Origin of the sequence: Mucilaginibacter sp. UR6-11 (genome assembly GCF_020880695.1) — a bacterium.
In the GTDB taxonomy this organism is placed as follows: domain Bacteria; phylum Bacteroidota; class Bacteroidia; order Sphingobacteriales; family Sphingobacteriaceae; genus Mucilaginibacter.
Genome location: NZ_JAJIWO010000009.1, coordinates 23,150 through 47,349, shown reverse-complemented (window position 1 = coordinate 47,349; position 24,200 = coordinate 23,150). Strand labels below are relative to the sequence as shown.

Genomic DNA, 24,200 nt, shown 5'->3' with positions numbered 1-24,200 from the left:
ATGAAAATACGCTTTACCCTTTTACTGATCCTTTTTTGCTTTGCTGCATTTGCTCAAAAACTGGAAACTTTATCCGTTGAAAAAATAATGCGCGATCCGAAATGGATCGGCGTAGCTCCGTCAAATATCCACTGGAGCGACGACAGCAGGAAAGTTTACTTTAACTGGAACCCCGATCATACAGACCGCGATGAGCTATTTGCCATCGCTCCAACAAATACAAAGCCTGTCAAAGTAAGTCCGGCAGACCAACGCGCGTTTACGACTGACGGCGACTGGAACCAAAAGCACACTTTAAAACTCTATGAAAAAAATGGCGACCTGTTTCTGTTTGATCTTAAAACAGGCGGGATACAACAGCTAACCAACACTACCGAACGCGAAAGTAACCCGATCTTTAATGGCGATGAAAGCAAGGTTGTATTTACGCGGGGTGACAACTTATACGCGCTTAAACTACACGGCGGCGAGCTGATACAACTCACCAATTTCACCCATGCCGCAGCGCCTGCTCCGCAAATTGCGGCGGTTCCGGTTGGTGGCAGGCGTGGGGGCGGTATAGCTGCCGCCAATGCTAACCGCGCCCAGGCCAGCGGCAACGAACAGGAGCGCTGGTTAAAAGCCGAGCAGCTTGAGCTGTTTGATATCATTAAAGTAAAAGATAAAGATCGCAAGCTTGATTCGGTTGAAGCAATAGCGTTTGAGCAGAAAAAACTGAAAGAGATTGCCGTAGGTGACCAGGCAATATTTGGCGCGGCGCTTAGCCCCGATGGCCGCTATATAACCTATACCTTGGCAAAGACGCCTGCTGATGCAAAAAGGGTTAATGTACCTAATTACGTTACCGCGTCCGGGTTTACTGAAGATATCCCAAACCGCACCAAAGTGGGTGCTAGCCAGCCAACTTATGAATCGTTTATTTTTGATAGGCAGCGCGATACGGTTTATAAGATAGCAACCGCGGGGGTTCCCGGTATAAAGGACATCCCCGCTTATTTTAAGGATTATCCTAAAGAGCTTGAACAACGCACCAAACGCAACGAAGACAGAAAGGTGTTCGTCCGTGGCCCGTATTGGAGCGGTGACGGTAAATATGCCGTTGTGGTCATTAATGCACAGGATAACAAGGATCGCTGGATCATGAAGCTTGACCCGGCAACCGGCAGCTTATCCCCCGTTGACCGCGAGCATAACGATGCCTGGGTGGGCGGCCTCGGCAGTTCCAATTTGGGATGGGCAGACAATACGCATTTTTATTATGAAACTGAGAATAGCGGCTATGCCCATATCTACCTGGCCGATGTGGCAAACGGCACCAAAAAGCAATTAACCAGCGGCAACTGGGAAGTGCAAACCCTGCAACTATCAGCTGATAAAAAGACCTTTTACTTTACAGCCAATATCGAACACCCGGGCGTTACCCATTTCTACCGGATCCCGGTTAGCGGCGGCACGCCGGTTAAGTTAACAGGCATGAAGGGCAGCAACACGGTTTACCTATCACCTGATGAAAAATGGCTGGCGATCAGCTATTCATACGCAAACAAACCCGGCGAGCTGTATATCCAGCCGAACAAGCCGGGCGCGGCGGCCGTACAGGTAACCAGCTCGGCTACTGACGAATTTAAGTCGTACCCATGGCGCGATCCGCAGCTTATCACCTTTAAAAACCGCTATGGCAGCGATGTCTATGCCCATTTATACGTACCTGCCAGGCCAGATCCGGCTAAGCCGGCGGTAGTTTTTGTGCATGGCGCAGGCTATCTGCAAAACGTCACTTACGGGTGGAGCGACCACTACTTCCGCGAGTATATGTTTAACAACATGCTGGCGGATAACGGATATACCGTGTTGGATATCGACTACTCGGGCAGTGCCGGTTACGGGCGCGACTGGCGCACGGCTATCTACCGCCATATGGGCGGTAAGGACCTGACCGACCAGGTTGACGGTGTTAAAATGCTGGTTGATAAATATGGTGTTAACCCCAAACATGTGGGCATGTACGGCGGATCATACGGCGGGTTTATGACACTGATGGCGATGTTTACCCAACCTGACGTATTCGCGGCAGGTGCCGCCATCCGTTCGGTTACCGACTGGGCGCATTACAACCACGGCTATACCGACAATATCCTGAATGAGCCGTTTACCGATGAAAAAGCCTATCGCGCCAGCTCGCCTATCTATTTTGCTGACGGTTTGAAAGGCAACCTGCTGATGCTGCACGGCATGATCGATCAGAATGTTAATTACCAGGATATCATCCGTTTAACCCAGCGCCTGATAGAATTACATAAAGAAAACTGGGAACTGGCATCATACCCGGTAGAGGATCACGGCTTTGTACAGCCCAGCAGCTGGACGGATGAGTATAAACGAATTTATAAGCTGTTTGAGCAGAATTTAAAGGCGAAGTGATCCATTTAAAAAAGTGGATCACCCGGATCACCATTTTTATCTAAGTATTTGTAAATTAGGATTTTAACTTTTTGAGCGGATCACTTTGGATCACCCTTATTCGTCAAGATCTTTAAGTATGTTTTTAAATTAAGACATTGATAATCAACCAACTGAAAAACAACTATTTTTTGCCGATTTTTCGGCGGTGGATCACTAAAAGTGGATCACCTGATTTCAAAAAAATGGTTGCAAAATCAAGAGCCGCCGGCTTTTAAACCTGATGTGAACAATGAAAAAAGGAGCGCTGCTTTTATTTATATTTTTATTCGGATGCGGTCATAAGGACCCCGCAACACCCGTGCATATCAGCCTTACCGATAGCAATCATTCCCTAAAAATAACAGGCATCAACCCGGTAATCTTAAACGACATTAACCGCGATACCGTCAAAAACTGGCAAAGCCTGTTCGCTATTTATCGCCTGCCGGCAGATACGGATATGAAAGATTATCAACCTATACAACCCGGCAAATATCAGCTTAAAGACAGCGCGGTAGTATTTACGCCCGATACCTCTTTTGCCAAACCGCAGACCTATTTTTTGCGCTATTATAACTACGCCGGCAATAAAAGTATCTGGGACTATATCAGCGGCAAAACCACCAAAGGACAATTGCATTATATTGATTTGATTTTTAAGCCGTAACTGTTGTAAAATCAAGAATTATTTACTATATTTGCATCCAAATTAATACAGAGGGGGCCATTTGCCCCCTCTTTTAGTTTACCAATCATTCCGCAACTGGCGGAAAAAGAGGGGCGAATATGAATATTGAAAAAAGGGTTGTTGAATTAGTTGAAGAGAAGATCGCTGAAATTGAGCGTCCGGATCTGTTTTTAGTAAGCGTTAAATTGCTTCCTAACGGCAAACTAATGATACTGGTTGACGGTGATAACGGCATAGGAATTGCCGAGTGTGCACAGATAAGCCGTTATGTAGGTTTTAAACTGGAAGAAGAGGATGTGATAAAAACAGCCTATAACCTTGAGGTTTCATCGCCGGGGATTGATTTCCCGCTGACCATGACCAGGCAGTACACCAAAAACATCGGGCGCGATCTGGCTATTAAAATGGCCGATGGCACCAAAAGAGAAGGGAAACTGAATGCAATTACAGAGGACGCCGTAATGATTGAAGAAAAAATAAAAGAAAAAGGGAAAAAGGCTGCCGTTATTGAAAGCGTTATCCCGATAGAGCAAATAACAGAAACAAAGGTTTTAATATCATTTAAGTAAGAAACCATCATGGGCAGCTCAATAAAAAATTAAAGCCCATGATAGCTTCATTACCATATAATAACAATTAATTTCAATGAAAAATGAGCAATATTAATTTAATTGATTCTTTCCAGGAATTCAAAGATTTTAAAAACATCGATCGTCCAACGATGATGAGCGTGCTGGAAGACGTTTTCAGGAGTATGATCCGTAAAAAATACGGCACCGATGAGAATTGTGACGTAATTGTGAACACAGACAATGGTGACTTAGAAATTTGGCGCACGCGTGTGGTTATGGAAGACGGGTTTAGTGAGGATGATGATTTGGAGATTGAGTTAAAAGAAGCAAAAACATTAGATCCGGACCTGGAGGTTGGCGACGATTATATCGAGCTGATTACTTTAGAGAGCTTTGGCCGCCGTGCTATTTTAGCGGCACGCCAGACACTGGTATCAAAAATATTGGAGTTAGAGAAAGACGAGATCTTTAAGAAATATAAAGACCGCGTGGGCGAGATTGTAACCGGCGAGGTTTACCAGGTTTGGAAAAAAGAAACTTTGGTTTTGGATGATGAAGGCAACGAACTTTTATTACCAAAAACAGAGCAGATCCCGGCCGACTACTTTAAAAAAGGCGATAGCGTTAAAGCGATTGTTTACAAGGTAGATATGCTGAACAGCAACCCTAAGATCATCATATCACGTACAGCGCCCGAGTTTTTACAGCGCTTGTTTGAACTGGAAGTTCCGGAGATCTTTGATGGTTTGATCACCATTAAGAAAATTGTACGCGAACCGGGCGAAAGAGCTAAGGTAGCTGTAGAATCGTATGATGACCGTATTGATCCGGTTGGCGCCTGTGTGGGCATGAAAGGTTCACGTATCCACGGTATTGTGCGCGAGTTGAAAAATGAAAATATTGATGTGATAAACTATACCAACAATATTCAGTTATATATACAACGTGCTTTATCACCGGCTAAAATCACCTCTATTAAGTTAGATGATGAGAAAAAAACAGCCGCGGTATACTTAAAACCAGATCAGGTATCGTTGGCTATCGGTCGTGGCGGCCATAACATTAAGCTGGCAGGTAAGCTGACAGGTTACGAAATTGATGTTTACCGTGAAGCTGATGAGCATGATGAAGATGTGGATATTGAAGAATTTTCTGACGAAATTGAAAGCTGGATCCTGGACGAATTTAAACGGATTGGTTTAGATACAGCAAAATCAGTTTTGGCCCTAACCGTAGGCGAACTGGTGAAACGTACAGATTTAGAAGAGGAAACAGTAAAAGAAGTACTATCAATATTACAGGCAGAATTTGAATAAAAGGAATTAAGCAAAATTAAAATCGTATTTTTGCATAAATAAGCAGAGAAAGTTATAATAAATGTCAGAAGACAAATCAATAAAATTAATAAAAGCAGTAAAAGAGCTTAACATTGGTATGGGTACCATTGTTGATTTTTTAGCTACAAAAGGCTATAAGGTTGATAAACAACCTATGGCGAAGCTGGATAACGACATGTACAGTGCCTTGTTAAAGGAATTTGCTGTTGATAAAAGCATTAAGGAAGAAGCCAAGCAGATCAGTATCGGCAAGATACGTAAAGAAGAAGCTGCGGCTATTCCTGACAGGCCGGTTGAGGCCCGCCGTTCAAGGGATTTCGAGAACGAAGAGATCCTGATCAAGAACGCCGGTAATTTTACCGCGCCACCTGCCCCGGTTGAACAACCGAAGCCGGCAGCGGCGCCTGTTCCTGAACCTGTAAAGGCAGAAGAACCGGCAAGTACTGACGCGCTTAGGGGTGTAAAAGTTGTGGGTAAGATAGACCTTAATAACTTAAATGCTAAACCGGCCGAAAAGGTTAAAGAGGAAGCTCCGAAACCAGAGCCGGTTGCCGAAGTAAAAGCACCAGAACCTGTTGCCGAAGTTAAGGCACCTGAGCCTGTTGTTGAAGTTAAAAAAGAGGCCGCTCCTGAAGCACCGAAAGCCGAAGAAGTAAAAGCGCCTGTGGCACCGCAACCACCGGTTGCCGCACCGGCATCAACGCCTGCACCTGCTGCGCCGCAACCACCGGTTGCTGCCGCTCCTGTCACCCCTCCTAACGAAGAAGGTGGCGATCCGGATGTGATCAGGGCGAAAGCCGATCGCTTAAGCGGGCCAAACATTGTTGGCAGGATAACTTTGCCGGTTACACCAAAACGTAACCCGGTAGCGTCGTCATCAAATACCAGCGCAGATCATAAACGTAAACGTAAGCGTAAAGATAACCAGGGACCCGGCCAGGGTGGTGGCAATAATGCCAATCCGCAGCAAGGCCAGGGCGCTAACCCTGCCGGTGGCGGCAATGCCCCGCAAGGCGGTGCCAACAACACCAATAGCGCCAACCGTCCTGATTTTAGAAACCGCCCCAATACTACAGGCGGTGGTTATCAGGGCAACCGTCCAAACAATAACTTTAACCGTAATACCCCGGCAAGTACCGGCCCTAAAGAAGAACCTTCAGAAAAGGACATTCAGGACCAGATTAAGGCTACCCTTGCCCGCTTAAGCGGCGCCGGTAAGTCGGGCAAATTTGCCCAGCGCGCCAAGTTCCGTCGTCAAAAACGGGATGATGTGGCCGCCAATGCCGATGAACTGGCATTAGAGCAGGACGCACAATCAAAAGTATTAAAGGTTACAGAATTTGTAACAGCTAACGAGTTAGCTATCATGATGGATGTATCTGTTACGCAGATCATCTCAACCTGTATGAGTTTGGGCATGTTCGTGTCCATCAACCAGCGTTTGGATGCCGAAACACTAAGCATTGTTGCTGATGAGTTTGGCTACCAGGTTGAGTTTGTAAAACCACAGGATGAAGAATTTATCCTTGATCAGCCGGATGCTCCGGAAGACCTGGTACCACGTGCACCGATAGTAACGATCATGGGCCACGTAGATCATGGTAAGACATCGTTGCTGGATTTTATCCGCAAAACCAACGTAATAGGTGGTGAAGCAGGTGGTATAACCCAGCACATTGGTGCCTACGAAGTAACACTGCCGGATAATAAAGGAAAAATAACATTCCTGGATACACCGGGCCACGAAGCGTTTACCGCTATGCGTGCCAGGGGTGCACAGGTAACCGATATTGTAATTATAGTTATCGCTGCTGATGACAGCGTGATGCCGCAAACCCGCGAGGCCATAAACCACGCGCAGGCTGCCGGTGCACCAATCATCTTTGCATTCAATAAAATCGACCGTCCGGGTGCCAATGCCGATAAGGTACGTGAGCAACTGTCAGCCATGAATATTTTGGTTGAGGAGTGGGGCGGTAAATATCAAACACAGGAGATCTCAGCAAAAACCGGTTTAAATATCGACCTGCTTTTAGAAAAAGTATTGTTAGAGGCCGAACTGCTGGAGCTTAAAGCTAACCCTAACAAACGTGCCGTAGGTACGGTTATTGAGGCTGCTTTGGATAAAGGCCGTGGTATTGTTACCACCATCCTGGTACAGGCAGGCCGATTAAAAGTAGGCGACCCGATATTAGCCGGCTGCTACAGCGGGCGTGTTAAAGCGTTAACCAATGAGCGTGGCCAGAGGGTTGAATCTGCAGGGCCGTCAACACCGGTACAGGTACTGGGCATGCAGGGTGCACCTACCGCCGGCGATAAGTTTAACGTGTTAGAGAGCGAAGTTGAAGCACGTGAGATTGCAAACAAGCGTTTGCAGTTACAACGCGAGCAGGGCTTACGTACCCAGAAACATATCACTTTGGATGAGATCGGCCGCCGTTTGGCAGTGGGTAACTTTAAGGAACTGAACATTATTGTTAAAGGTGACGTGGATGGTTCGATCGAGGCATTGTCTGACTCGTTGTTGAAACTATCAACCGAACAAATCCAGGTTAACGTGATATCAAAAGCAGTTGGTCAGATCTCTGAATCAGACGTATTACTTGCTTCTGCATCAGACGCGATCATCATCGGTTTCCAGGTACGCCCTTCAGGCGGTGCCCGTAAGCTGGCCGAGGCTGAGCAGATTGACATCAGGCTTTATTCAATCATCTACGACGCGATCAACGAGATCAAGGCTGCGATGGAAGGCATGCTTGCACCAACCTTTGAAGAGAAGATTGTTGCTAACGTAGAGATCCGCGAAACCTTCAAGATCAGTAAAGTGGGTACCATTGCAGGTTGTATGGTATTGGATGGTAAAATTACCCGTAACAGTAAGATCCGTATCATCCGCGAGGGTGTGGTGATCTACACCGGCGAACTGGCTTCATTAAAACGTTTCAAAGACGACGTAAAAGAGGTATCAGCCAACTACGAGTGCGGTTTAAACATCCAAAACTTTAATAACATTGAAGTAGGCGACATTGTTGAAGCTTACGAAAACGTAGAAGTTAAACGCAAGCTGGTATAAACAGCAGGCACATTATATTTAAAAGGCTCATCGGTAACCGATGAGCCTTTTTTGTTTTTAATATAGCCTGGGGTACTACAATATAAACTTCGTACTTAAAAAATTAGACGAATTATCATTCACAATTTCATTGATGAGATGTTTATTGGCCTCATTTAACTTAGCGGCTACTAATGAGCGGATAGAGAATGAGCGCAAGGCATCATGTACCGAAAGTGTACCTTCGGCACTGTCCTTGCGGCCGGTAAACGGAAACACATCCGGGCCGCGCTGACATTGGGTATTCACATTTACCCGGCTCACCAGGTTAACAAACGGGTCGATCAATGACGCGATCTCATCAGCATCATTACTAAAAATACTTACCTGCTGGCCATGCGGCGAGTCGATCTGGTACGCAATCGGTTCTTCAATATCCTGAAAGGGCACCACCGGGATCACGGGTCCAAACTGCTCTTCGCGGAAGATCTTCATTTTGTCATTCACGGGGTATAAAATTGCCGGGTAAACAAACGAAGCCGCTGTTGCGCCACCGTTTTCATTGATCACGCCGGCGCCATGCGCTACCGCGTCGGCAATGGTCTCTTTCAGGAAATCGGGCTTATGGGGCTCTGGCAGCGGGGTTAACTTAACATCTTTATCCCATGGCAGGCCAAACGGCAGCTTGGCTACGGCATCGCTTAGTAGTTTTAAAAACTCATCGGCTACCTCTTTATGTACATAGATGATCTTGATAGCGGTACAGCGTTGCCCGTTAAAGGACAGCGCGCCGAGGATGCACTCGCTAACCGCGAGTTTCAGGTCGGCGTTTTTCGTGATGATGGCCAGGTTCTTGGCATCAAGGCTTAAAACGGCGCGTAACCGGTTTATTTTAGGGTGACGTTTTTTCAGATCATTGGCCACTTTACTTGAGCCGATGAATGCCAGCACGTTGATATGCCCGGTTGCCATTAAACCGGGGGTTACCGTGGCACCGCGGCCATAAACGGTATTGACCACGCCTTTAGGGAACGACTCCCGGAAAGCTTCAAGCAACGGATAATGCAACAGCGTACCGTGCTTAGGTGGTTTAAACAGCAGCGTATTGCCCATAATAAGGGCGGGTATCAGCGTGGTGAAAGTTTCATTAAGCGGATAGTTGAACGGCCCCATACACAGCACAACGCCCAACGGCGACCGGCGGGCCTGCGCAACCACACCCTCAGCTATCTCGAAGCGGGATGAGGTACGGTCGATCTCCTTCAGCGCGTCAATAGTGGCGTTGATATATTCAACGGTGCGGTCAAATTCTTTGGCCGAGTCGGCGTATGATTTGCCAATCTCCCACATAATCAGTTTAACTACCAGGCTGCGCTGCTCGCCCATTTTAAAAATGAAGCGCTCCAGGCATTTGATACGTCCGTCGACACTCATGGTCGGCCACTCGCCCCTGCCGTTGTCATAGGCAGCAATTGCGGCGTCAAGGGCCTCGTTTGCCTCCTTCTCGGTACAAACCGGGTAGGTGCCGATAAACTTACGGGTTAAACCATTGGGCCCGGGGATACAAACCGGCGAATAAACTTCGCTAACGGGTCCGTTCCACGGTTTCATCTCACCATTACAAAGGTATTCGCGCTGGTGGATCTGTTCTATCCTGAATTCTTCGGGTATAAGGTTTTCATCCACGAAGATCGATTGGAGCTGTTCTTCAAAACTCATAATTTACAAATTGGTTGTTTGATAAGGCAATTATAAACATAATTACAATATGTGCAACAGTTAAGGTGTAATAAATACACTATCACAGTTACTTATCACACTTAACCAGTTGTTTATGAGGCCAATTAAAGTAAATTATTACAGCTCTATTTCTTCGCCAATTGCCGGAAGCTTAATATTTATCCCCGCTTTGACGAACTTTTCGCGTGCCTCCTCTTTATCAATCGCTATCACCGGGAAGGTATCGTAATGCACCCCGATTATGTTTTTACAGTTGATGAAATCCGTGGCTTTTATGGCATCATCCACACCCATGGTATAGTTATCGCCGATGGGTAGAACGGCCCAGTCCAGGTTTTCGTCTTCCAGCAATTTCATATCGTAGGTGAGCGCGGTGTCACCGGCGTAATAGATCTTTTTCCCTTCCGAGTATAATACAAATCCGGCTGGGTTACCGCCTGCTGCACCATCAGGCATGGTGCTTGAGTGTACGGCATTAACCATTTTAACCCGGCCAAAATCAAAATTGAAGCCGCCGCCAATGTTCATACCGTGTGCCTCGATGCCTTTCTTACCCAACCAGCCGGCAATTTCGGCGATACAGATTACCAGGGCGCCGCTGCTTTTTTGGATAGCCACCAAATCGGCCACATGGTCGCCGTGCCCGTGCGATACCAGGATATAATCAGGCTTCAGCGCGTGGATATCAATATGTTTTGCCGCCGGGTTAGGTGTAATAAAAGGATCAAACAAAAGTTTTTTTCCTTCGGTTTCAATCATTAGGGTTGATTGTCCGTAATAAGTAGTTTTCATGGTGATGGTATTAATCTTAACGGTATCTGTCAAACATTAAAAAGGGCATTGCTTATTTACCAAACATCCCGCCCATTCCGCCAAACATATCTTTGGTAACGGCGGCCATTTCGCTTTGGCTTACGTTGTCAGCCTGCTCCATTGCTTTGTTAATGGCTATTACCAGCAACTCTTCCAGCTCTTCTTTATCGGCCTCTTTAAAAAACTCCGGGTCAATATTTACCGACTGTATAATTTTATTGCCGGTAGCCGTAACGCTGATTTTACCGCCTTCGGCAGTGCCGGTTACGGTAAGCGCATCAAGCCTTTGTTTTACTTCGCCGGCTTTTTGCTGTACTTCAAATAGTTTATCAAACATGTTAACTCCTTTATTTTTCTATAGAACAGTATTTACAGCTTAGTGTTTACGCGATTTGTGCTTTTTAACGGAGCTGTGCCTGGCTACCGTTTCTTTCTTCTGTTTTTTAACGGGCTGTTTTTTCTTTTCTAAAGTAGGGGCACGTGCCTGTTCATCCTCCTCCTCGCCGCCGCGGCCGTAAGCCCCCGCACGTACTACGGGCATGCCTGTCATTTTAAACAGATCATCAAGGTGCAGCAGGCTGCCATTGGTCATGTTATCCAGCAATATAATTACTACGTCTTCCTTCATATCGCGCAGAAAGTTATGACGATAGCCATGCCACCAGCCGGTGTGGTAAACCACTTTCTCGTTAGGCCCCTCGAACAAATGCCAGCCATAACCATACCCGAAATGACCGTTCTTTAACGGAACGCGGTTGGTATAAGCCGAATCCTGCGTGGCCTGTTTAATAAGCTTCCCGGCGCGCAGCGCACGATCGAACAGGAAAAGATCACCCACAGTACTATAAATACCTTTATCGCCAACGGGCCCGTCCAGGTAGTTTTGCGCCACCGAGTACCGCCAGCTGTTACGGTCATGCCCCAATACCTTGGTGGGTATTTTATCGTAAGTGGCCTTGGAGTATACGTTGGTATGCTTCATGCCGGCCGGCAGAAAAACGTTCTGCATCATATAATCGGCGTACTGCATATGTGTCACCTTCTCTATAATAGAGCCCAGCACCATAAAGTTGGAGTTGTTGTAATGATAACCTTTATCGGGCACGTTATAACGTGCAGGTTTGTACTGGGCCAGTAAGTCCATCATTTGCTGGTTGGTAACCCCTTTTTTCTGGTCGCGGTGTTCTTTGCGGAAAACATCATCGATAGCATATACATAATTGGGCAGGCCCGAGCGGTGCGTAAGCAGCATGCGGATGGTTACGCCATGATATGGGAAATTGGGGAAAAACTGCTGCACGGAGTCTTCAAGGCGCAGCTTACCCCGCTCCATTAACTGCAGAATGGCGGTCGACGTCATCGTTTTGCTGATGGACGCCAGTTCAAACTGGGAGTTGAGCGTCAGGCTGTCCTGGTGCGGGTAGTTAGCCCAGCCGAAAGCATTTTGGTAAACTATCTTTCCTTTTTTTGCCACCAGTACATTACCGTTAAACCCTGCTGCCGTGTGCAGGTGCTGCATAAAAGCATCTATCTGTTTATCGGCGTTTTTAGGGTTATAGGCCAACAAAGCTTTGGTGTCTAACGGTTTACTTTTTTCTGGCGATCCCTGGTCTGAGTGGCTATTATCGCCCGGTTTTGGTGAGCACGAGGCCAATAAAAGCAGAAAAACGGTGAAAGTTAGGAGGCCTTGTTTTAAAAATTTCATAAATAAATACTACCAGGATAAACGACTGCGAAAATTGGAAAATATAACCCGCATCTGAATTAAAGTTTTAAACATTTTTATTGTTTTAGTTGATAACGTTGCTAAATTTAAAATATATAAACCTCGCACTTAAATTATATGCAAACCTATCACAAAGCTATCTTAACACTACTCCTGCTTTTTTGTTCGATAACAGTTTTCGCGCAGGAAAACCAGGCAGCCATGACCCTGTTAAAAGAAGGGACCGCATTACACGATGCCAAAAAATATGATGAAGCCATTGCCAAATATGATGCGGCTTTAAAAATCGATGCTAACAATTCAACAGTACTTTACGAAAAAGCTTTTACATTATATGCATCAGGCAAAGCTAACGATGCCCTTGCAATACTTGAAAAACTGGTCGTTACAGATAAATCAGCGCGCACCTACGCCTTGCTGGGTAATATATACGATGAGCGGAAAGATTTTGATAAAGCAATTAGCATTTATAAAAAAGGCGTAGCAGTAGCACCAAAAGACGCAAACCTGTGGTATAATTTAAGTGTTTCTTACCTGATCCAAAAAAATTATGCCCAGGCCGAGGCCGCAGCTACAGAAGCTATAAAGGCAAATCCGAGGCATGCCAGCAGCCAGCGCGTGTATGCCATGGCCACTTATAATGAAGGTAAGCACATCAACTCCATATTGGCCTGGTGCAATTTCCTGATCATGGAGCCGCAAACCCAGCGCTCGGTGGAGGCGTGCATGTATTTGAAACATATCCTATATTTCAATGTCAAAGGAAATAGTATGAATATGGGTGGCACAGACGAACTAAGCCGGTCGCAGCAAATGAGTGTCGCACTAAGCGTAACCGGTGGTTTGGCAATTGCTAAAACTGCGGCGGCCAATAACGGCGCTGCCATTACCCCCTTAGATTCGTTGTCACTACCCTTGCAATACATTTTTAAACTTGCGGCCGAAAAGAAGGATCCGGCTAATTCCGTTTTTTTTAATAAATACTATGCCGACTTCTTTGGTACTTTAGCAAATACAGAATATATGAACGTGTTTTTCCGTTATATAACCATAAGCGTTTTCAGGAATGATAACATCGCCTGGCTTAAAGAACACCAGGATAATTTAAAAGGATTAATAACCTGGGTAATTGCAACTAAACGAGAAACAGAGTAATATGAAGTTAAAAAGCCTTTCCATAACTATACTACTATCATTGTTGTTTGCGCCCACCCTGTTAGCACAGGACACCGACGACCCGGCCACAAACTACAAAGCGGCGTTAGCGTTAGTTGACGCAGGGAAAGGCACGGAAGGCATCCCCCTGTTAGAGAAAGTTTTAAAAACACAATCGGCCTATACCGACGCCGCTTACAGTTTACTAGGCGGCATTTATGACAAAAACAATCAGCCTGAAAAAGCCATTGCAATATATAACGACGGACTAAAAGCCTATCCAAAGGACCAGAACTTATACTTTAATTTAGGCATAGCCGATTTTAGAGCGAAGAAATATAACGATGCCGAGCTGGCCGCTATTGAAGCCATCAAACTCGACCCTAAACATGCCAACAGCCAGCGCCTGTACGGGCTGGTAACCTTCCACCAAAACAAACGGTTAAACGCTTTAATGGCATTTTGTAGTTTTTTATTGATTGAACCCAACGGCCCGCGCAGCGACGAAGCCATTACCAACCTGCAAAGCATCCTGAAAGGCGGCGTATTAAAAGCTGACGGCGCGGTTAAAACGCTACCCGCCGATGCTAAAGAAACCGCCGCGTTTAACGCCATTATATCCTCTGCCATCGCCGCGGGCCGGGCGAAAAAGCTAACCGGTAACGCGTTGCTGGAGTTCCAGCTTAAAACCATTTTTAGCCAGACCGGCCAAGCATCTGCCAGGAAAACTGACAGATCCTTTTTTGATAAATTTTATGCCGATTATTTCTTTAAACTGGCCCAAAGCGGCAACGTGCCGGCATTGGCTAAGCTGATAACTACCAAAACGCAGGATGCAGCTTTAATGGATTGGGTGAAGAATACGGAAAGGGCATTTTAATAGCCATATCTAATAATTTGTCGTTCTGAACAGAGCTAAGAATAGTCGCGCGCCGAAATCCAGGTTTAACAAATACCCAGCTCCGTTCAGAATGACAGTCGATCTTACTTAATTAAAACCCGGTAGAAACTGTTACATCTTTCCAACTTTCCAAATCTCGTTTCACGGCATCTATTTTGGCATAAGCCATATTGTAGGCATCTTCACCCAGGAACAGATGCAATGGCGGATTCTCAACATCAGCAAGTTTAATGATAGCTGATGCACCTTTTTCCGGGTCGCCGGGCTGGTTGCCTTTAATTTGTGATAAATGCAGGGCCTCAGAGTCGCGTACCAGTTTATACGCATCAATTGGATTTTGAGGCATGCTTAACGAAGTCGGATTAAGAAATTCTGTACGGAAATATCCCGGCGATACGATGGTGGCATGTATGCCAAATGGTTTAACCTCTTCGGATAATGCTTCTGTAAAACCATCAACGGCAAACTTGGTTGCGCAGTAAATACCAAAGCCCGGGAACATTCCGTAAAAGCCCCCAACTGAAGATATGTTAATGATATGGCCCGATTGCTGTTGTCTTAAATGTGGCAAAGCCTTGCGGATAACATTTAATGATCCAAAAACATTTACGTCAAAATTAGTGCGGGCCTCGGCATCGCTCAGCTCTTCAAGAGCACCGGTCATACCATAGCCCGCGTTATTTACCACCACATCTAATTGGCCAAAGGTGCCAATAGTTTTTTCAATAGCATCGGCTACGCTCTCTTCTGAGGTTAAATTAACAGCCAGTGGCAAAAACTGATCGCCGGAAAAATCTACGGCTTTTTTCAAATCGGCGATGCTACGCGAAGTGGCCGCTACTTTAGCGCCGGTGTTTAATAATTGTTTTACCAGGGTTAATCCTAAGCCTTTTGAGGCACCGGTAACAAACCATACTTTTTGTGTTTTCATTGTTTTGTGTTTTGATTAACACAAAGGTATACCGGCTATAGGCGCGCAATTAGCGTTATTCAAGCCAATACTTACAAAATTCAAACATCAGGCTGCCCTAAAAGCAGTGGGTGTATAGCGGGTTTGTTTTTTAAAAAAATTATTAAAGTGCGATGGTTCTTCAAACCCCAGGCAGTAGCCAATTTCAGAGATATTCCAATCGGTGTGTTTTAGCAGTATCTTGGCTTCGCCCAGCATCCGCTCGGCAATCAGATCGGTAGTGGTTTTGCCGGTGGTCTCTTTTACCGCGCGGTTTAAATGATTTACATGTACAGCCAACTGATTGGCAAAATCCCTGGCCGAGCGCATGGTAAAACGCTGCGTAGGCTCCTCTATAGGGAACTGTCTTTCCAGCAGTTCGGTAAAAACAGCCGTGGTCCTTGACTTGGCATCCGGGTGTTGAAACAAGCTTTCGGACGGCCGCGATTTCAGCGCCAGATGCGTAAGCTCGGTAACGTAATTACGCAACAGATCATATTTGTACGCATATTCAGATTTAATCTCGTCCAGCATTTTCAAAAATATTGCGCTTACCTGGTCATCTTGCTGTTGGTTAAGGCTGTAGGCCGGTTTGCCGCCAATCTGATACATAGGCAACTCATTCAGCCCGCCAAGTATCTTCTCCGTAAAAAACGAGCGGGTAAAAATGCAAAAGTAACCGCTGGTATCGTCAGACAAAGGCTCCCAGGTGTATGGCACCTGCGGATTAAAAAATATTAGCGTCGGGCCCTCCAGATCAATGCTTTTCTCGGCATAATGATACCGGTTTTTACCGCGAATCAGTGTCACCTTATAAAAATCCTTACGGCTATAATGCACCGGTGTGGTCAGACAATCTTCCAGGCGGAATACATTGAAGTGGCCTATATCGTTCTGCAGGTTTAGCGGCAGATAATTTAATTTTTGTTGATAAAATTCTTCAAGTGTTTCTGCTCTGGCTGGCATAGCTGGTAATTTAGATAGTAAAATTACGGATAAAGTACAGGGCGATGATTACACAATTCAAATAATATATTGCAAAATTCAAACATCAACCCTCTTTTCATCCGGCAAAGAGGGGTTATTTGCTACCGTAACTTTTTGAATATTATCTTCCATCGCACTTGTTTTACCCCTACCTTTGCGGCTGAAAATTATACTGCATTATAATGAGTTTCAGAACCGAACATGATACCATGGGCGAGGTACAGGTACCTGCCGACAAATACTGGGGCGCGCAAACCGAAAGATCGCGCAATAACTTTAAAATCGGCCCCGAGGCTTCTATGCCTAAAGAGATCATCGCCGCTTTTGCTTACCTGAAAAAAGCTGCCGCTTTTACCAATACCGACCTGGGTGTTTTACCTGCCGACAAACGCGACCAGATAGCCGCCGTATGCGACGAGATCCTGGCCGGCGAGCTGGCCGGAGAGTTCCCGTTGGTGATCTGGCAAACCGGCTCGGGCACGCAATCAAACATGAATATTAACGAGGTTATTGCCAACCGTGCGCACGTATTGGCCGGCAATAAGCTTGGCGAGGGCAAAACCTTTATCCACCCTAATGATGATGTCAATAAATCGCAATCATCAAACGATACCTACCCTACCGCTATGCACATCGCCGCCTATAAAATGGTGATTGATGTAACCATACCAGGTATTGAAAAACTGCGCGATACACTGCAGGCGAAGGTTGAGGCTTTTAAATCGGTTGTTAAAATCGGCCGTACGCATTTGATGGACGCAACCCCATTAACCCTGGGACAGGAGTTTTCGGGCTATGTATCGCAGTTAAATCATGGCTTGAAAGCATTACGCAATACTTTAGATCACTTATCAGAGCTTGCACTTGGCGGTACTGCTGTAGGTACCGGCATCAATACCCCAAAGGGATATGATGTTAAGGTTGCCGAATACATTGCCAAATTTACCGGCTTGCCATTTGTCACTGCCGAAAATAAATTTGAGGCCCTGGCCGCGCACGATGCTATTGTTGAAACACATGGCGCGTTAAAGCAGATCGCCGTTTCGTTAATGAAGATAGCTAACGATATCCGCATGCTGGCCTCGGGCCCGCGTTCAGGTATCGGCGAAATCCATATTCCGGACAATGAGCCCGGATCATCCATTATGCCGGGCAAGGTTAACCCTACCCAAAACGAGGCGGTTACCATGGTTGCGGCGCAGGTAATGGGTAATGATGTTACCATCTCCATCGGCGGTTCAAACGGCCATTATGAGCTGAATGTATTTAAACCGGTAATGGCGGCTAATTTCCTGCAATCCGCACGCTTAATCGGCGATGCCTGCGTATCATTTAATGATCATTGCGCGGTTGGTATTGAGCCAAACTATGCCGGTATTAAAAAGCATTTAGAAAACTCGCTGATGCTGGTTACCGCGTTAAACCCGCATATTGGTTATGAGGCTGCTGCCAAAATCGCTAAAACAGCGCTGAAAGAAGGCTCGTCATTACGCGAAGCTGCTATAGGCCTGGGCTACCTGACCAACGAGCAGTTTGATGCATGGGTGCGTCCTGAGGATATGATAGGTTCATTAAAATAAATTAAACCATCATTGCGGGAAACGAAGCAATGACGTGATTTATAAATTATACAAATGCAAAAACCTTTTGCCGTGTACCTTTCGGCTCTTTGCCTCCTGCTCACCTCCTGCTCTTTCAACCCCGCCTTACAGGGCAGAGGCCAGGATTACCTGCAGGGCGAATGGCGGCAGGACAGCGTACCCATGCAGAAACAGTTGTTGAGTTATTCGCTTTTTAAGTTTAAATTTAGCTGCGACTCGGTATTTATACAACTTAATTCATTCAGCAAAGTAAACTCGGGCATGGATAGTTGCATGAATGGCGGGCATTGGTCTGAATACATTCGGGGTACTTACAGTCAAAGCCATGACACCCTGCATATAAAAGGCAACTTTTGCAATGCAGATTATACTTTAAAAAAACAGGCAGGCTGCTTTAGGTACGGCCCCTACGAAGAGTTTTTTAAGGTGAGTAAAAAAACAGGCTCGCTTGTTCAGTTTTTAAGCACATCAAACGTTATACCCGTTAACTTACATTTAATTAAAAAGATCACCTGTAATCCAAAACCGCTATAAAATGAAATTCAATTTCTTAAAAAAATTAACTGCAGGCATAGCTATTATCTATGCGCCCATGCAAACGATGGCCTGGGGCACCAATGGTCACCGCATATCGGGGCAAATAGCCCAGGACCATTTAACCGCAAAAGCCCGCCTGGCCATAAAAGCTATTTTGGGTAATGAGTCGATAGCTATGGCAAGCAACTGGGCCGATTTTATAAAGTCAGACCCGGCTTACAGCTATTTATACAACTGGCACTTTGTTGATTTTGAAAGGCCGATGAGCTACCCCGAAATGACCGAATTTCTGGAGCATGACAACAGCGTTAATGCCTACACCAAGCTAAAGTTTTTAATAGACGAACTGAAAAAGAAAAATACTACCAAAGAGAACAAACTGCTTTACCTGCGCATGCTCATCCATATCACCGAGGATATCCACCAGCCGATGCATACGGCACATGCCAGTGACAAGGGTGGTAATGATTTTAAAGTAAACTGGTTCACCAAACCAACCAACCTGCACTCGATCTGGGATACGGAGCTGATTAATTTCCAGGAACTGAGCTATACTGAGTATGCCAGCGCGATCGATCATCCCACGGCTACCCAAATTAAAGACTGGCAGGCTGCCCCGCTAAGTAAGTGGATCTTTGAGTCGAGCACCCTGGCCGAGCAGTTTTACACCGAAATTAAACCCGGCGACACGCTTAATTATAAATACAACTTTACCCATTTGGATATCCTTAACCAACAACTGCTTAAAGGCGGTATCAGGTTAGCGGGATTGCTGAATGAGATATTTGGGTAAATTTAATGTGCAGATATGCAAATGCGAGGATGTGCCGATAACCCGGCTCATCAAATCATTTGCACATCTGCATATTTACACATCCGCACATCCAAATGAAAATACTAATGGTTTGCCTGGGCAATATTTGCCGTTCGCCGCTGGCGGAGGGGATTATGCAGCACCTGGCCGATAAACAGGGATTAAACTGGGAAATCGACTCGGCCGGTACCGGCGACTGGCACGTAGGCCAGGGTCCGGACAGGCGGTCAGTACGCACAGCCGGCGAACATGGCATTGACATCAGCAGGCAGATATGCCGGCTTTTCAGGCGCAGTGATTTTGATGAATTTGATCATATCCTGGCGATGGACAGGAGCAACCTGAGCAATATCCTGGCTATGGCCCGCAATGCTAACGATGCCAATAAAGTAAGCCTGTTGCTGGTTGACCAGATTGTCCCCGACCCTTATCATGACGACCGGCAGTTTGAGCCCGTATTTAACCTGATTGAAGAAGGCTGCCATGCTTTCATTGATCGATATAAATAGACGGTTGTCATCCTGTGCAAACATAGGATGACAACTTTATATTATTTGCACATCTGCATATCCTCGCATCTGCACATCAACTAATTACATCGCCGCCTTACTTAAATAAGCAGCCAGCGCACTTATAGTTGCTGACACCACTGCTATCTGCTCCTTCATTTCGGGCCAGTTACGTTGTTCTATCGCTTCGCGGATGCCGGGCATCGTCTTTACGCCATAGCCTGTATAAAAACCCGGTGCATAAATGGCATGCTTGTACCAGGGGCGTCGCGGTAAACCCGCTGGCGCAAGCAATTGCTGTTCGGCTTTATAGATAGTTTCATTGAGTGCTTTATGATTGATATTTGACGCGGATGCGGTAGCCATCACTATCGCGAGTTTATCGGCACTAGTTTTCAGGGCATTCAAAGATGCGGTTAAGGCTGAGAAGTCGATAGGTGGCACCTCGGCTTTTGCCTGCGGCGGTGCAATCATTTTTTTAGGGTCAGCAGCCAGGTTAAACGCATTGCTTCTTACCAGCTGGTTTTGCATAGCCGTATTTTCACGCATATTATTGGCCAACTCAACCAACTCCTTTCCATAGCCATCTAGCGTGGCCGATAAACTTCTGAAATCAAACGGGAGCAACTCAGCATCAGCCATACGCAGCACGGTATGACCTACGGTTTTTGCTAAAACGGCTCCATAAACAAATCCCGGATCTTTAAACCGTTGGTAATCGGCAAACGAATCATATATCGAATGATATTCGCCGCCCGCTCCTTCTCCGCCGTAACCAATATCCAGGGTAGGTATGCCTAAATGCTGCAGAAATGAAGAAAAATCAGACCCCGAACCTAACGCTTCTATTGGTTCTGTATGGCGGTTCAATATTTCTCTTTTTGCGTTTATTGAGGTTGCATTAACCAGCTGGTAAGCTTTTTTGCGTTGCGCGGCGGTAACATTTGTTTCAGGGTCGTTAATACCTTCTGATACTTCGCCCACAAAGCTCTCTAAAGCATGTGATCCGCCGGCATGAAAAATTCCGCGGGAAATATCATCAGAATTAATATAAACCACCGCTTTTTGCTGCAGCTCTTTGTCATGATCCTCTACAAACTCGGTTGATCCCAGCAGCCCCGGCTCCTCGCCATCCCAGGCGCAATAAACTATGGTACGTTTGGGTTTCCAGCCGGTTTTAAGCAAGTCGCCTAAAGCTTTGGCCTCGTCCAGCATGGCTGTTTGACCACTAAGCGGGTCATCGGCACCATTAACCCAGGCATCATGGTGGTTACCGCGCATCACCCACTCGTCCGGGTAGGCCGAGCCCTTTATCTGGGCGATCACGTCATAGGCGGTCACCAGGTCCCAGTTAAATTCCAGCTTTAAATGTACGGTGGCTGCCCCTGGCCCGACATGGTAAGTAAACGGCAATGCGCCGCGCCATTCGGCAGGCGCCACAGGCCCGCCCAGGGCAGCAAGCAATGGTTTGGCATCCTGGTAGCTGATAGGTAATACAGGTATTTTTAATATCGTCTGAGCATCTTTCCTGTCCAAACGCCTGGCATTTTCTGTAGCACCGACTCCCGGGGTCAACGGGTCGCCGGGATAAATCACCATATCCATAACGGAGCCGCGCTGCACGCCTGTTTCGTTTTTGAAAGCGCCTTTGGGGTATACATCACCGGCAAAATAACCGTCATCTTTAGGATCAGAGTAAATAATACAGCCGATAGCGCCGTGCTCATAAGCCACCTTGGGTTTGATGCCACGCCATGATTTGCCGTATTTGGCTATCACAATTTTGCCTTTTACGTCAATATTCATACTGGCCAGCATTTCGTAATCCTCGGGCAAGCCATAATTTACAAACACCAGCTGGCCGGTTACGTCACCGTCGGCACTCCAGGCGTTATAGGTCGGTAACTGCCCGGCCTGGCCTGATGTCGGATCCTCGGCCAATATGCTTTCTTTTAGCACAGCTGTATATTTGGTTGGCCCTGTCATCTCCAGCAGGCGTGTTTTTGGCGTCGGGAACAATACTTTATAGGGCTGCAAATGCGCATCCCAGCCGTATGACTTAAACTTTTGCAATATTTTTTCGGCTACCACTTTACCACCGGGCGAGCCTATATGATGCGGGTAGGCCGACAGGTCTTTCAAGGTTTCGCCTATCCGTGCAGGGCTTATAGATTTATCAAACTGCTGCTCGGTTTGCAATTGCCTGGCTGACGCCGCAGGCGTAAATCCCATTAGCGTTTTTTGTTGTGCCTGCGCATAAGCTGCTGTTGTAAAAGCGACGAAGCCAAAAGCGAATATTTTTTTCATTTCCTGTCAGGGGTTTTAACGGCTATTAAATTAGCGAAATTATAGGGGAAAACAAGCCCTCGTTGACAATAAGGGATAAAAACCATAGGTGTACAAACAATATCAAAGGCCATCCTGTTAAAGAGTACATTAAAACAATAAAATATGAGATGGTTTGGCGGTAATGAAAGTAATGATGTTGAAGAAGGCAGCAGCAGTGGCGGCGGCCGGGGAGTTTTATTTGGCGGTGGCCTGTTGGGGCTTATCGGCGCGGCTATTTATTTTTTTACCGGCATCAATCCTTCGCAGTTACTTAGTACCGGCAATAATAGCTCACAACAGATAAATACCGTACCCGGCGGCGGGCAGGAGAGCCGCGATAAACAATTTGCGCGGGTTATTTTTGAGGGCACCACCGTTGTTTGGGATAGCTTGTTCCGCAGCATGGGGCAAACTTATAAGCACCCTATATTACACCTGTACACCGATGCTGTTGATGCCCAGGGCTGTGGTTATGCCACATCGGCAACCGGACCGTTTTATTGCCCGGCAGATCAGCGCGTATACCTGGATCTTTCGTTTTTTAATGAACTTGAAAATCGCTTTAGCGCCCCCGGCGAATCGGCCTGGGCCTATGTTATAGCCCATGAAGTTGGGCATCATATCCAAAACTTGTTGGGCGTATCGGCAAAAATGGATGCGGCACGGCAAAACCTGGGTGAAACCGCCTATAACAAACTATCGGTTAAACTGGAACTCCAGGCCGACTTTTATGCCGGTGTATGGGCGCATTATGAAGCACTGAACCATCATAATAATATTGTAATTGAGCGGGCGGATATTGACTCGGCCCTTACCGCCGCGCACCAGATAGGTGATGATCGGCTACAGCAAAAATACCAGGGGCGTGTATCCCCGGATAGTTTTACCCACGGCACCAGCGCCCAGCGTATGTATTGGTTTAAAAAAGGCTATGATACCGGCGACATTAACCAGGGTGATACCTTTGCAGCCGGTGAACTGGATAGGTAACAAGCAATCGCCGCACGCGACAGCCTGTAAGCCGAAAGAACTTATGATAAACACAGAAAATAATGCGTCTGCATTTCTATTCTAAACAATATGCATTTTCTGTAGTTAAACTAGGGCTCAATAACTTAATTTAGGTACATGATTAACTACAGGAAATTCCACTTTTTATTATTTATCGCTGCGGTTTTTGTTGTATCCTGTTCGCCAAAAGTAGCGGGCGTTAAAACTAATCCATCTAAGCCAGTTGTGGTGAGGGGCCCGCATTTTACTACCGATAGCATTTATACTGCCAAAACAGATTCATTGATAAACCTGGTAAAACAGCAGCAACCTGTGGTGCTGATGGATAGTACCGGTTTAATAACAACACCGTCAGAATGGGTTGGGTCTGTTAATTTTGGTATCCGCAAGGCTAATTATGTTATTATCCATTTTACGGCACAGGACTCTGTGCAGCAAACCATCAAAACTTTCACCATAAAAAGCACCGAAGTAAGCGCGCATTATGTAGTAGGTAAAGACGGCAAGGTTTACCATATGGTAAATGATTACCTGCGGTCAAACCATGCCGGATTTGGTAAATGGGGCAGCGTTACCGATATGAACAGCATATCGTTAGGAATAGAGATGGATAATAACGGATCTGAACCCTTTACCGATGCCCAGATCAAAAGCCTGCTGCTTTTATTGGCCCAACTAAAAAAGAACTATAATATACCAACAGCAAATTTTATAGGACACCAGGATTTTGCGCCAAAACGCAAGCCCGACCCGGGCCCGTTGTTTCCGTGGAAGTTATTAGCCGCTAACGGATTTGGTTACTGGAGCGATGACGCGCTTGAAATAGCCCCTCTTGATTTTGACTATAAAACAGCCCTGCGCCTTATTGGTTATGATACGACAGACCTAAACGCAGCCATCATAGCTTTTAAACGCCACTTTGTACAGGATGACAGCACGGCGCAGTTAAGCCAGCTGGATCTGAACGTTCTTTATAATGTTTATCAGAAGTATTGAATTGAGTTTTGAGTGATGGGTTTTGAGTTATGAGTTTCTTTT

Annotated in this window: 20 protein-coding genes; 13 read left to right on the top strand and 7 right to left on the bottom strand. The window is 46.1% G+C overall.

Translation table 11 applies throughout. The features are described from left to right. From LJ658_RS17710 to infB, 5 genes are all read left to right on the top strand, one after another. On the top strand, positions 1-2,421 hold the full coding sequence (locus LJ658_RS17710) for a prolyl oligopeptidase family serine peptidase (RefSeq protein WP_230547880.1): 2,421 nt from the start codon (positions 1-3) through the stop codon (positions 2,419-2,421). 271 nt (positions 2,422-2,692) lie between these two features. Further along, a complete protein-coding gene (locus LJ658_RS17705) occupies positions 2,693-3,109 on the top strand; it encodes a hypothetical protein (protein WP_230547879.1) in 417 nt (138 codons plus the stop codon). 119 nt (positions 3,110-3,228) lie between these two features. Then, positions 3,229-3,699, top strand: a complete 471-nt coding sequence (gene rimP, locus LJ658_RS17700; protein ID WP_230547878.1) for a ribosome maturation factor RimP — start codon at positions 3,229-3,231, stop codon at positions 3,697-3,699. 83 nt (positions 3,700-3,782) lie between these two features. After that, on the top strand, positions 3,783-5,018 hold the full coding sequence (gene nusA, locus LJ658_RS17695) for a transcription termination factor NusA (RefSeq protein WP_230547877.1): 1,236 nt from the start codon (positions 3,783-3,785) through the stop codon (positions 5,016-5,018). A gap of 61 nt (positions 5,019-5,079) precedes the next feature. Next, complete coding sequence (gene infB / locus LJ658_RS17690; protein WP_230547876.1) at positions 5,080-8,112, top strand: translation initiation factor IF-2; 3,033 nt, start codon at positions 5,080-5,082, stop codon at positions 8,110-8,112. A 75-nt stretch (positions 8,113-8,187) separates the two neighbouring features. On the opposite strand, the gene LJ658_RS17685 is transcribed toward infB, so the two are convergent. The 4 genes from LJ658_RS17685 to LJ658_RS17670 all read right to left on the bottom strand — a co-directional run bounded on the left by LJ658_RS17685 (position 8,188) and on the right by LJ658_RS17670 (position 12,349). Further along, positions 8,188-9,810 carry an NADP-dependent glyceraldehyde-3-phosphate dehydrogenase gene (locus LJ658_RS17685; protein WP_230547875.1) on the bottom strand — a complete coding sequence of 541 codons (1,623 nt, stop codon included), beginning with the start codon at positions 9,808-9,810 and terminating at the stop codon, positions 8,188-8,190. 138 nt (positions 9,811-9,948) lie between these two features. After that, the gene (locus LJ658_RS17680; RefSeq protein ID WP_230547874.1) at positions 9,949-10,623 is read right to left on the bottom strand and encodes a metal-dependent hydrolase; all 675 of its coding nucleotides are present in this window, start codon (positions 10,621-10,623) and stop codon (positions 9,949-9,951) included. A gap of 52 nt (positions 10,624-10,675) precedes the next feature. Continuing rightward, a complete protein-coding gene (locus tag LJ658_RS17675) occupies positions 10,676-10,981 on the bottom strand; it encodes a YbaB/EbfC family nucleoid-associated protein (protein WP_230547873.1) in 306 nt (101 codons plus the stop codon). A 39-nt stretch (positions 10,982-11,020) separates the two neighbouring features. Beyond that, positions 11,021-12,349, bottom strand: coding sequence for a serine hydrolase (locus tag LJ658_RS17670; protein ID WP_230547872.1), 1,329 nt, complete (start codon positions 12,347-12,349; stop codon positions 11,021-11,023). 138 nt (positions 12,350-12,487) lie between these two features. Here LJ658_RS17670 and LJ658_RS17665 point away from each other — a divergent pair, with 138 nt between their 5' ends. Beyond that, a complete protein-coding gene (locus LJ658_RS17665) occupies positions 12,488-13,525 on the top strand; it encodes a tetratricopeptide repeat protein (RefSeq protein WP_230547871.1) in 1,038 nt (345 codons plus the stop codon). Position 13,526: 1 nt separating this feature from the next. Further along, entirely contained in the window at positions 13,527-14,405 is an 879-nt protein-coding gene (locus LJ658_RS17660) for a tetratricopeptide repeat protein (protein WP_230547870.1), read from the top strand. Positions 14,406-14,517: 112 nt separating this feature from the next. Here the strand turns inward: LJ658_RS17660 and LJ658_RS17655 are convergent, their stop codons facing one another. Further along, positions 14,518-15,357 carry an oxidoreductase gene (locus LJ658_RS17655; RefSeq protein ID WP_230547869.1) on the bottom strand — a complete coding sequence of 280 codons (840 nt, stop codon included), beginning with the start codon at positions 15,355-15,357 and terminating at the stop codon, positions 14,518-14,520. Between the two features lie 87 nt (positions 15,358-15,444). Further along, positions 15,445-16,341: an AraC family transcriptional regulator gene (locus tag LJ658_RS17650; protein WP_230547868.1), complete on the bottom strand. Its 897-nt coding sequence runs from the start codon at positions 16,339-16,341 to the stop codon at positions 15,445-15,447. Positions 16,342-16,544: 203 nt separating this feature from the next. Here LJ658_RS17650 and fumC point away from each other — a divergent pair, with 203 nt between their 5' ends. The 4 genes from fumC to LJ658_RS17630 all read left to right on the top strand — a co-directional run bounded on the left by fumC (position 16,545) and on the right by LJ658_RS17630 (position 19,823). After that, positions 16,545-17,942, top strand: a complete 1,398-nt coding sequence (gene fumC / locus LJ658_RS17645; RefSeq protein WP_230547867.1) for a class II fumarate hydratase — start codon at positions 16,545-16,547, stop codon at positions 17,940-17,942. Between the two features lie 54 nt (positions 17,943-17,996). Further along, the gene (locus LJ658_RS17640) at positions 17,997-18,497 is read left to right on the top strand and encodes a fumarate hydratase (RefSeq protein ID WP_230547866.1); all 501 of its coding nucleotides are present in this window, start codon (positions 17,997-17,999) and stop codon (positions 18,495-18,497) included. 1 nt (position 18,498) lies between these two features. Continuing rightward, entirely contained in the window at positions 18,499-19,293 is a 795-nt protein-coding gene (locus tag LJ658_RS17635; RefSeq protein ID WP_230547865.1) for a S1/P1 nuclease, read from the top strand. Positions 19,294-19,388: 95 nt separating this feature from the next. Continuing rightward, positions 19,389-19,823 carry a low molecular weight protein-tyrosine-phosphatase gene (locus tag LJ658_RS17630; protein ID WP_230547864.1) on the top strand — a complete coding sequence of 145 codons (435 nt, stop codon included), beginning with the start codon at positions 19,389-19,391 and terminating at the stop codon, positions 19,821-19,823. Positions 19,824-19,907: 84 nt separating this feature from the next. Here the strand turns inward: LJ658_RS17630 and LJ658_RS17625 are convergent, their stop codons facing one another. Next, a complete protein-coding gene (locus tag LJ658_RS17625) occupies positions 19,908-22,130 on the bottom strand; it encodes a transferrin receptor-like dimerization domain-containing protein (protein WP_230547863.1) in 2,223 nt (740 codons plus the stop codon). A 144-nt stretch (positions 22,131-22,274) separates the two neighbouring features. On the opposite strand from LJ658_RS17625, the gene LJ658_RS17620 reads away from it, so the two are divergent. Further along, positions 22,275-23,141 carry a neutral zinc metallopeptidase gene (locus LJ658_RS17620; RefSeq protein ID WP_230547862.1) on the top strand — a complete coding sequence of 289 codons (867 nt, stop codon included), beginning with the start codon at positions 22,275-22,277 and terminating at the stop codon, positions 23,139-23,141. Between the two features lie 138 nt (positions 23,142-23,279). Continuing rightward, positions 23,280-24,158: an N-acetylmuramoyl-L-alanine amidase gene (locus LJ658_RS17615; RefSeq protein WP_230547861.1), complete on the top strand. Its 879-nt coding sequence runs from the start codon at positions 23,280-23,282 to the stop codon at positions 24,156-24,158. Positions 24,159-24,200: the final 42 nt, after the last annotated feature.

What these genes read in the sequence shown, in the direction of transcription:
- LJ658_RS17655 (WP_230547869.1), bottom strand. Translation starts at nt 15,357, where the DNA reads ATGAAAACACAAAAAGTATGGTTTGTTACCGGTGCCTCAAAAGGCTTA.
- LJ658_RS17615 (WP_230547861.1), top strand. Translation starts at nt 23,280, where the DNA reads ATGATTAACTACAGGAAATTCCACTTTTTATTATTTATCGCTGCGGTT.
- infB (WP_230547876.1), top strand. Translation starts at nt 5,080, where the DNA reads ATGTCAGAAGACAAATCAATAAAATTAATAAAAGCAGTAAAAGAGCTT.
- LJ658_RS17710 (WP_230547880.1), top strand. Translation starts at nt 1, where the DNA reads ATGAAAATACGCTTTACCCTTTTACTGATCCTTTTTTGCTTTGCTGCA.
- rimP (WP_230547878.1), top strand. Translation starts at nt 3,229, where the DNA reads ATGAATATTGAAAAAAGGGTTGTTGAATTAGTTGAAGAGAAGATCGCT.
- LJ658_RS17675 (WP_230547873.1), bottom strand. Translation starts at nt 10,981, where the DNA reads ATGTTTGATAAACTATTTGAAGTACAGCAAAAAGCCGGCGAAGTAAAA.
- LJ658_RS17705 (WP_230547879.1), top strand. Translation starts at nt 2,693, where the DNA reads ATGAAAAAAGGAGCGCTGCTTTTATTTATATTTTTATTCGGATGCGGT.
- nusA (WP_230547877.1), top strand. Translation starts at nt 3,783, where the DNA reads ATGAGCAATATTAATTTAATTGATTCTTTCCAGGAATTCAAAGATTTT.
- LJ658_RS17635 (WP_230547865.1), top strand. Translation starts at nt 18,499, where the DNA reads ATGAAATTCAATTTCTTAAAAAAATTAACTGCAGGCATAGCTATTATC.
- LJ658_RS17650 (WP_230547868.1), bottom strand. Translation starts at nt 16,341, where the DNA reads ATGCCAGCCAGAGCAGAAACACTTGAAGAATTTTATCAACAAAAATTA.
- LJ658_RS17660 (WP_230547870.1), top strand. Translation starts at nt 13,527, where the DNA reads ATGAAGTTAAAAAGCCTTTCCATAACTATACTACTATCATTGTTGTTT.
- LJ658_RS17670 (WP_230547872.1), bottom strand. Translation starts at nt 12,349, where the DNA reads ATGAAATTTTTAAAACAAGGCCTCCTAACTTTCACCGTTTTTCTGCTT.
- LJ658_RS17680 (WP_230547874.1), bottom strand. Translation starts at nt 10,623, where the DNA reads ATGAAAACTACTTATTACGGACAATCAACCCTAATGATTGAAACCGAA.
- LJ658_RS17640 (WP_230547866.1), top strand. Translation starts at nt 17,997, where the DNA reads ATGCAAAAACCTTTTGCCGTGTACCTTTCGGCTCTTTGCCTCCTGCTC.
- LJ658_RS17665 (WP_230547871.1), top strand. Translation starts at nt 12,488, where the DNA reads ATGCAAACCTATCACAAAGCTATCTTAACACTACTCCTGCTTTTTTGT.
- LJ658_RS17630 (WP_230547864.1), top strand. Translation starts at nt 19,389, where the DNA reads ATGAAAATACTAATGGTTTGCCTGGGCAATATTTGCCGTTCGCCGCTG.
- fumC (WP_230547867.1), top strand. Translation starts at nt 16,545, where the DNA reads ATGAGTTTCAGAACCGAACATGATACCATGGGCGAGGTACAGGTACCT.
- LJ658_RS17685 (WP_230547875.1), bottom strand. Translation starts at nt 9,810, where the DNA reads ATGAGTTTTGAAGAACAGCTCCAATCGATCTTCGTGGATGAAAACCTT.
- LJ658_RS17625 (WP_230547863.1), bottom strand. Translation starts at nt 22,130, where the DNA reads ATGAAAAAAATATTCGCTTTTGGCTTCGTCGCTTTTACAACAGCAGCT.
- LJ658_RS17620 (WP_230547862.1), top strand. Translation starts at nt 22,275, where the DNA reads ATGAGATGGTTTGGCGGTAATGAAAGTAATGATGTTGAAGAAGGCAGC.